This is a genomic window from Moorena sp. SIO4A5 (assembly GCF_010672005.1).
Taxonomy (GTDB): domain Bacteria; phylum Cyanobacteriota; class Cyanobacteriia; order Cyanobacteriales; family Coleofasciculaceae; genus Moorena.
The window spans coordinates 1-7,211 of sequence record NZ_JAAHHZ010000238.1; the positions used below are offsets into that span (position 1 = coordinate 1).

Annotated in this window: 12 protein-coding genes; 8 read left to right on the plus strand and 4 right to left on the minus strand. The window is 41.3% G+C overall.

Features of this window, described 5'->3' with window-relative positions:
- Positions 1-180: 180 nt before the first annotated feature.
- The 7 genes from F6K57_RS33505 to F6K57_RS33535 all read left to right on the plus strand — a co-directional run bounded on the left by F6K57_RS33505 (position 181) and on the right by F6K57_RS33535 (position 4,544).
- Positions 181-1,064 (plus strand): IS630 family transposase gene (locus F6K57_RS33505; protein ID WP_293072279.1). Its coding sequence is split into 2 segments (ribosomal slippage): positions 181-507 and positions 510-1,064, totalling 882 coding nucleotides; the frame shifts between segments, so codons are not numbered across the junction.
- Positions 1,065-1,082: 18 nt separating this feature from the next.
- Entirely contained in the window at positions 1,083-1,283 is a 201-nt protein-coding gene (locus tag F6K57_RS33510) for a hypothetical protein (protein WP_293072280.1), read from the plus strand.
- Between the two features lie 15 nt (positions 1,284-1,298).
- Positions 1,299-1,538, plus strand: coding sequence for a transposase (locus F6K57_RS33515; RefSeq protein WP_293072281.1), 240 nt, complete (start codon positions 1,299-1,301; stop codon positions 1,536-1,538).
- 322 nt (positions 1,539-1,860) lie between these two features.
- Entirely contained in the window at positions 1,861-2,949 is a 1,089-nt protein-coding gene (locus F6K57_RS33520; RefSeq protein WP_293072282.1) for a glycosyl transferase, read from the plus strand.
- 17 nt (positions 2,950-2,966) lie between these two features.
- Positions 2,967-3,566 carry a hypothetical protein gene (locus F6K57_RS33525; protein ID WP_293072283.1) on the plus strand — a complete coding sequence of 200 codons (600 nt, stop codon included), beginning with the start codon at positions 2,967-2,969 and terminating at the stop codon, positions 3,564-3,566.
- A 25-nt stretch (positions 3,567-3,591) separates the two neighbouring features.
- Positions 3,592-4,098 carry a hypothetical protein gene (locus F6K57_RS33530; RefSeq protein ID WP_293029927.1) on the plus strand — a complete coding sequence of 169 codons (507 nt, stop codon included), beginning with the start codon at positions 3,592-3,594 and terminating at the stop codon, positions 4,096-4,098.
- 26 nt (positions 4,099-4,124) lie between these two features.
- On the plus strand, positions 4,125-4,544 hold the full coding sequence (locus F6K57_RS33535) for a secondary thiamine-phosphate synthase enzyme YjbQ (RefSeq protein ID WP_293029924.1): 420 nt from the start codon (positions 4,125-4,127) through the stop codon (positions 4,542-4,544).
- A gap of 412 nt (positions 4,545-4,956) precedes the next feature.
- Here the strand turns inward: F6K57_RS33535 and F6K57_RS33540 are convergent, their stop codons facing one another.
- From F6K57_RS33540 to F6K57_RS33555, 4 genes are all read right to left on the minus strand, one after another.
- The gene (locus F6K57_RS33540; protein WP_293072284.1) at positions 4,957-5,613 is read right to left on the minus strand and encodes an ISAs1 family transposase; all 657 of its coding nucleotides are present in this window, start codon (positions 5,611-5,613) and stop codon (positions 4,957-4,959) included.
- A complete protein-coding gene (locus F6K57_RS33545; RefSeq protein WP_293029917.1) occupies positions 5,597-5,875 on the minus strand; it encodes a hypothetical protein in 279 nt (92 codons plus the stop codon). Before F6K57_RS33545 ends, F6K57_RS33540 begins: the two co-directional genes overlap by 17 nt.
- Entirely contained in the window at positions 5,875-6,225 is a 351-nt protein-coding gene (locus F6K57_RS33550) for a hypothetical protein (RefSeq protein WP_293029914.1), read from the minus strand. The genes F6K57_RS33545 and F6K57_RS33550 overlap by 1 nt, the downstream gene beginning before the upstream one ends.
- Positions 6,226-6,309: 84 nt before the next feature.
- Positions 6,310-6,564 (minus strand): hypothetical protein, encoded by a 255-nt coding sequence (locus F6K57_RS33555; protein ID WP_293072285.1) that lies wholly within the window; start codon positions 6,562-6,564, stop codon positions 6,310-6,312.
- Between the two features lie 58 nt (positions 6,565-6,622).
- Between F6K57_RS33555 and F6K57_RS33560 the strand changes: the two genes are divergently transcribed.
- The gene (locus F6K57_RS33560; protein ID WP_293029912.1) at positions 6,623-7,063 is read left to right on the plus strand and encodes a helix-turn-helix domain-containing protein; all 441 of its coding nucleotides are present in this window, start codon (positions 6,623-6,625) and stop codon (positions 7,061-7,063) included.
- Positions 7,064-7,211 lie beyond the last annotated feature (148 nt).

Sequence of the window (7,211 nt, forward strand, 5' to 3'; positions counted from 1 at the left end):
TAAAGAAATGAAGAGGAACGAGGGGAATTTCTCAAATACAAAGCGCCAGTATGCCAAACAGCGAATAGTGTATGTGGATGAAGCGGGAGTTGATGACACAGAGGACTACTATAGCACTACGCGCTACTGTTAGGACAATACTATGATAGAATAATGAATATCAGAATAATTGTAAATAGTATGCCTGCACCCTATAGTTACGATTTGCGTTCAAAAGCGATCGAAGCCGTTAAACGAGGGGAAAAAAAAATAGAGGTAAGCCGTTTTTTTAAAATTAGTAGAAATACCTTGGACCTCTGGCTAAAAAAAGAAAGAGAAACAGGAGACTATCAAGCTAGTCAACCTGTAGGAGTAGGAACTGTCCCCAAAATTACCGACCTAGAAAAATTTCGAAAATTTGTCGAAGAACATAGTGACAAAACCCAAAAACAGATGGCTGAAATTTGGGGAAATAACGTGACACAACAAACTGTTAGTTATGCCATCAAAAAACTGGGGTTTACGCGCAAAAAAAAACTTATGGTTACCGAGAACGAGATGAGCAGAAAAGAGAAGAATTTATCAAAAAGCTGGAGGAAATAGAAAACACCAGAAAAGTTTATGTAGATGAAACTGGATTCGATAATAGAGAGGATTACCCCTATGGCTATAGTCTTAAAGGACAAAGATGTTATGCTCTGAAGTCGGGAAAAAGAACAGAAAGAGTGAGTTGGCTATCTGCCTTAAAAGAGAACCAATTATTGGCTCCTTTAACTTTTGAGGGTTCATGTAATAGAAATTTATTTGAAAATTGGTTAATACACTGTTTAATACCTAACTTAGATTCAGGAGATATTATTATTATTGACAATGCCAGTTTTCAGAAAGGAGAATATATCAGAGAAATTGTTGAAGAAGCCGGATGCGAAATTTGGGATTTACCAGCTTATTCACCAGATTTGAATAAAATAGAGAATTGGTGGGCTGTTTTAAAAACATGGATGAAACAAAGAATTATTGAATTTGATACTGTACGAGAATGTGTAGATGCAGCGTTCAAAAAATGTCCTAATGTATGCGCGTAGTGCTATATACAGGTTGGTGTGAGAAATCGAACACGATATTACGACCTCAAATTAGGACACAAAACGGAGCGAATCAGTATGGTAGGAGCAACTTTGAGTGGTCAAATTATTGCTCCGATGACTTTCGTGGGATACTGCAACACCAATAGAGATAGAAATGTGGGTAGAGTTTTTCCTAATGCCAGAATTGTTACCGGGGCAGATAGTAATCATGGATAGGGCAAGTTTTCAGCGATGCAGCGCGGTCTTGGGGGTTTCCCCCATGAGCGACTGCATCAAGACACAGCTGACGCTTACATCAAGAAATTAATCGAGCAGGCAGGGTGTGAGCTTCTGTTTCTGCCTGCTTATTCACCTGACCTAAATAAAATTGAGAAATTTTGGTCTCGACTGAAACATCATTTACGGAAGACCATTGAGGAATTTGATTGTTTGCAGGATGCTCTGGATAATGCTTTCAGAGTATTGTCCTAACCAACTCTTTCTCTGCTATAGAGTCTGCGTTTTAGATTATTTCGTCGCCCCCTCAGGTTTTCAACTCCTTTAAAAAAAAACTTTAAATTTTTTCTGAATTCAATTTTAAAGTGTGGAAATTATAATCAAGGTAGTATAGCGCTACGCGCAAGTCAGAAGTCAGAAGTCAGAAGTTAGAAGTAAGCTATGACTAAGTTTCGGAGTTTAGGAATGTCAAACACCTGAATGCGTAGTGCTATAACTGCCAAAGTTAGCCACTTGTGGTTTATTTTTGTTAGCCTGCATGAAAGCCTTCAATTAACTCAATACCTGAGCTCCTAGAATGTCTAGACCAGTTTTATACATCGCTATCACTAGCCACGGTTTTGGTCATGCTGTACGTACTGCCTCCGTAGCTGCGGCTATTCAACGACTGTGTCCGGATATCTTACTGATTCTAGTAACAACAATACCACGCTGGTTATTAGAATCCTACATTCCGGGGGATTTTATTCATCGCCCACGGGCTTTTGATGTTGGTGTTATTCAAACCGACAGCTTAACAATGGATAAAGAGGTAACCTTAACCAAACTACAGCAAATTCGTTCCAATGCTAGATCAATTATTGCTAGTGAGGTTGACTTTATTCGTAACAATCGAGTAGGCCTGATATTAGCCGATATTCCCCCCTTAGCTGTAGGTATTGCTCAAGCGGCTGAAATTCCCTGCTGGATGATGAGTAACTTTGGCTGGGACTTCATCTATCGAGACTGGGGAGGAGAGTTTGCTGAGATTGCCGATTGGATCAGTGAGTATTATGGGAAATGCGATCGCTTATTTCGCCTTCCTTTACATGAACCCATGAGCGCGTTCACCCAGATCACCGATGTGGGCTTAACAGGGGGATCACCAGGATACAGTACAGATCAATTAAGGAAGCATTTTGATCTGAAGTCTCCAGAGTTTAAAACTGCTTTACTCACCTTTGGGGGATTAGGGTTGGAACAAATTCCTTACCATAATCTATCTAGATTCCCTAACTGGCAGTTTATCACATTTGACTCTCAAGCACCAGATTTACCCAATTTACTGAAAATCAAGGGTCACGACTATCGACCAGTGGATTTCATGCCCTTGTGCTCGCGAGTGATTTCCAAACCGGGGTACAGTACTTTTGCTGAAGCCTTACGCCTGGATATCCCAATTTCTTCAGTTACCCGCTCGGGATTTGCTGAAGCCGCTATCCTAATAGAAGGGGTGCAAGACTACGGTCACCATCAGATTTTAACACCGACAGAATTTTTCCACGGCAACTGGGAATTCCTCCATCATACTCCCAAGCCTCCCAGAAAATCTCAAAGCTTGGTAAAGGATGGAACAGACAAGATTGCTAAAGATATTGTTAACTACCTCCAGACTCACACTAAATAGCCTAAATAGCCCCTGCCATGATATCTACCGTAGATTCGCTTATAGAACAGATCCAGAATAGCCAAAATTCTATCCCAAAGTCCATCGACACACCAGAAACCTCTACTATTGAAGAACAGACCTCTGAAGAGCAGACCTCTTTCCCCAGCCTAGAGTTGGCAGCACGAGACGTTCGTATGGTACTTGATCAACAAAGGGAGCGCAGTCAAACCTTGACCACAAAGCTCAATATCTTGTTTGTCACTAACGGAGCCTTGTTAACGAGTTTAACCATATCTGGGCTAGTATTTTTCCGCAGCCCATTTGGTATAGCCGAGATACTGGGATTTATGCTTAATTTTACCCTACTAATCCGTGCTTTTCTCCCGCGTCAGATAGCAGTCAGTCCCAACTTGGGAGATAAAAAATTCCTAGAACGTTACCTGGTACTCTCACCAGAACAATACCAGCTACAGATGCTGGTTAATCTGGTAGAGACTTATAATGCAAACAGGCAGCGATTAGAAGATTTTTCTCTATCGTTGAAGTATTCTGCTTATGTAACTTGGGGGGTTGCCTTGATTATTACTTTGAATGTCATAGCAGAGTTTTGCATTCCTGCGCTTAAACTGATGTGATGTATTGTTGGCTTTCGCTGAGACTATGAATTCTAAACAGGTTAATAAAAAACCCTCCGGAGAACCCTTGAGTTTACCGGAACCAGACCCAGAGAACATCACTGTCTTGACCCGTAACCTGCCCAACAAGCCAATTCTGCCCTGGAATCACTATGATTCCCCTTGGCGTGATGGGGAACCGGAGAATCCAGAGGCATCGGAAAATTCCGAGCAGGCAGATGAGTCGAGTGACAATCAATCTGCAACTGAGCCAGAATCAGCAGAAAAGCCAGAGTTATCAGAAACTGCTGCTCAACTGGATAAGTTGTATACAGAAGAATTGGCAACCGTCCCTGAGTCGTTATCAGAAGATACTCTAGAGTCATCAGAAACTGGTGCTGTGGTGGATGAGTCTCCTGACAATCCACCAACAGCTGTAGCCACAGAAACCTTGGAAACACCTGTGGTGGATAAGTCTCCTGTCAATCCACCAACAGCTGTAGCCACAGAAACCTCGGAAACACCATCCGAGGAACTGAAACAGCTCGGGTAGCAGTGGCTAGATTAACCAAGCCTTCTATGACTCATTATCAACAACGACTCAAAATCAAGACTACCGGTAAATCCTTCTCCAACATTACCGGGAAAGTTCAATCTGTGGTTGCTACATCAGGACTGGAGACTGGACTGTGTACCATTTTCCTCCGTCATACCTCCGCAAGTTTGGTAATTCAGGAAAATGCTGATCCTGATGTGCTCACGGATTTATCGAACTTTTTTGCTAAATTAGTACCAGAAGATGGAAAAAGCTATAGCCATAGTGCCGAAGGTTCCGATGATATGCCTGCTCATATCCGCACTGCGCTGACTCAAACATCGGAACAGATTCCTATTGCTCAGGGGAGATTGCTCTTAGGAACCTGGCAAGGCATTTATATTTGGGAGCATCGCCGACAGGCTCACTACCGGGAGGTGGTGGTGCATATCGCCGGGAATTAATCTCAACCAGTATCTATTCTAACTATTAGAGTCGATGCCCGGTATTATCCGGGCAGGGCTGTTTCATTCTCAATAAAATAGAAGATAATCAGAGATAATTACTCTTAAGTACAAAAACTGAGGATATAGCTCAGATTATGGCTCATTAGACCTCTTGCCAAAATATTTTGAGTTATAATAGTAAATTTTGTGAAAATTAGCTAAATTGTATACTACGCTTATACACAAAGAGATTACAAAGCAAGTTTGTTAGTCTTAAGCGTACGCTAAATAAAAAATTGCCAAATTTATAATTATACCACGAAAGACTTTTGCAAGAGGTCTATTGTCTTGATGCAATAGCGAGTGGTTTGAAGTTACCGTAAGACAGGCTCGCCTTAATCAATAAGTTTTAACCATGCATCTGCATAGCCTACCAACCATAAAGGCTCAACGTAATCAGGTTTCGTCTCCGGGGGAAACCCCCAAGACCGCGCTGCATCGCTTCACTGATCGCTCCCTTGATCGAATCAAAGCCATGTGCTCTTAAAAGGGTTAAAACCCAGGTTTTGAGCACAGATAAGTTTAAAGGAGCAAATCCTGATGTTTGTGGGCTAATATCTTCCTCATAGATGACATCTTTTACCCAATCAAGAGAATTTTCAATTAGCCAATGTCCTCGTATACCTTCTGACAGACGGCGAGATTGAGGTGGTTTTGAACAAAGATAATAACTGATGCTTCGATAAGTCTCATTGCCACGAGTTCCACTACGTTCGACTTTAATCACACAACCCACGCCAATCCATTTCGGATCAAGGTTTTCGGGTGGATCAAACACAACGATTTTACGATAACTATTACGGTTTCTAGTTTTTTCATGATGGGTCACTTTTTGTTGTGCTCTTTGCCGATTCGATAGGGTTTCTATTTGTTGATATAGCTTTGGTTGATTAGTTTTGACTTTAACTAGATAGTCATTGCCTGATTTAACGATCGCTTCGAGACTGAAGTTCCCCCTTTGACAAAAAGGGCAACCTATGCAGGGTAAGGAATAGCAGATTTTATGTCGGTCATTTACTGGGTACAAATAGGGAAACACCAAGTAAATCTAACGCCTTTTGTTGGACTGGTGTGGGTTGAGTAATTTTCAAAAAAGTCAGATCAGCCCCCTCTAATTTAGAAGCAATTGTGTTGAGAGTAATTGTTACTAAATCTGCCATCAAAGTCGAAAAGCTGTGTACGGGTAAGTTCTGGGCTGTCCGCTTCTTACGAGCCGTGGGATTTAGCTTTTTTTGAACGTTTAACAGGAGTAACTCCATCCCAATCAATCGGGGTGTCGTCCTCGTCATCAAAAAGAATCGGTGAAGCGAGCCTGCTTCATATGCCATTCCACATAATAAGCCAGCATACAAAGAAAAACGTGAGATTTAACTCGGCTTTCGAGATGGTGATAAATGGGACGGACTTTTAAATCCATCGTCTTATAAGAGCGAAAAGCCTGTTCGACTTGAGACAGACTTTTGTAAGCTTTCACTGTAGCTGGAGCATCTAAAACTTCGGTGTCTACAGAAGTACGAATGACATATAATCCATCCAAGGCAGCGGCGGCTTTTAAGCCTTGGGGCTTGCGGGTGTAGGAAAAGCTGTTGTTCGTGATTTCCAGTTCAAAGAACTTCCCCACTCGATACTTGTTAATCACCTTTCCGACTCGGAGGCCAATTTGGTCAGCACCCTTTAAAGCCCTTTTTTATCGGAGAGTAGCTTGAACAATTTTTTCTAATTCTTATTCTGTTTTATGTAAGAGTTTTTCTCGTTTTTGAGCCCTTGAATCAGCAGTTATTGGATTGCGACAAGCGATTAATCTTTCCCCCGGATAATCTACTGATTCCACTTCCACTAAATTTTGTTCATCAAACAGTCCCAGTTGAATCACTTCTTGCTCAGCCAAGAGTTTGATTTGATGAGCAGTTAAGGCTGTAATCCAATCGAGATCCTCCCTTGTCGAGAACTCTTGGTTGATACGGGTTTGAGTAATCATACCAAATCCGGTTGTCAAACACCCTTATAATATAAGAAAATTGATGGAGACAAGATGGATGCCCAAAAAAGTTACTCTAGCCAATCATTGTAGTTCCGACGAACTGAAACAAAAGTACCTCAAAAGTAAAGATTTAGTGGCCTTTTGGCCACGCTACGCGAACGAATCAAGAAGATGGCACCTACTGTGGAAAGTGTCCTTAGGGTGGACTATTAAAAATAGTGCCATCGCTGTGGGTATTAATTATGATTATGGCAAAGAGATAGTTAAAAAATATAATAATTTTGGAGAAAAAGGAGTCCAGAATTTAAAAAATAAGCACAGACAGCATAGGGGAGGCAAAAAACCACTACTAAGAGAATCTCAACTTAAAAAATTAGCAAAAGAATTAGAATCAAGACCATCAGACGGAGGAATTTGGACAGGACCAAAAGTAGCTCGTTGGATCGAAAAAGAAACCAGAGACGAAACCTTAGAGAGTGGTTTGAAGTTACCGTAAGAATAAAGAAGCCTTATTCCATGAGTTTTATCCCTTTTACCCATAGCCTTTCGCCTATAAAGGCTTCTTTATTCTAAGGTTTCATCTCCGGCCTTATTTCAGATAACTTAAAAATATTACCCATAACCTGTCCCTATAAAGGCGACCC

Bases quoted from the DNA above. Each gene is read 5' to 3' on its own strand.
- F6K57_RS33515 (WP_293072281.1), top strand. From the start codon at position 1,299: ATGCAGCGCGGTCTTGGGGGTTTCCCCCATGAGCGACTGCATCAAGAC.
- F6K57_RS33520 (WP_293072282.1), top strand. From the start codon at position 1,861: ATGTCTAGACCAGTTTTATACATCGCTATCACTAGCCACGGTTTTGGT.
- F6K57_RS33525 (WP_293072283.1), top strand. From the start codon at position 2,967: ATGATATCTACCGTAGATTCGCTTATAGAACAGATCCAGAATAGCCAA.
- F6K57_RS33530 (WP_293029927.1), top strand. From the start codon at position 3,592: ATGAATTCTAAACAGGTTAATAAAAAACCCTCCGGAGAACCCTTGAGT.
- F6K57_RS33535 (WP_293029924.1), top strand. From the start codon at position 4,125: ATGACTCATTATCAACAACGACTCAAAATCAAGACTACCGGTAAATCC.
- F6K57_RS33545 (WP_293029917.1), bottom strand. From the start codon at position 5,875: ATGACGAGGACGACACCCCGATTGATTGGGATGGAGTTACTCCTGTTA.
- F6K57_RS33555 (WP_293072285.1), bottom strand. From the start codon at position 6,564: ATGATTACTCAAACCCGTATCAACCAAGAGTTCTCGACAAGGGAGGAT.
- F6K57_RS33560 (WP_293029912.1), top strand. From the start codon at position 6,623: ATGCCCAAAAAAGTTACTCTAGCCAATCATTGTAGTTCCGACGAACTG.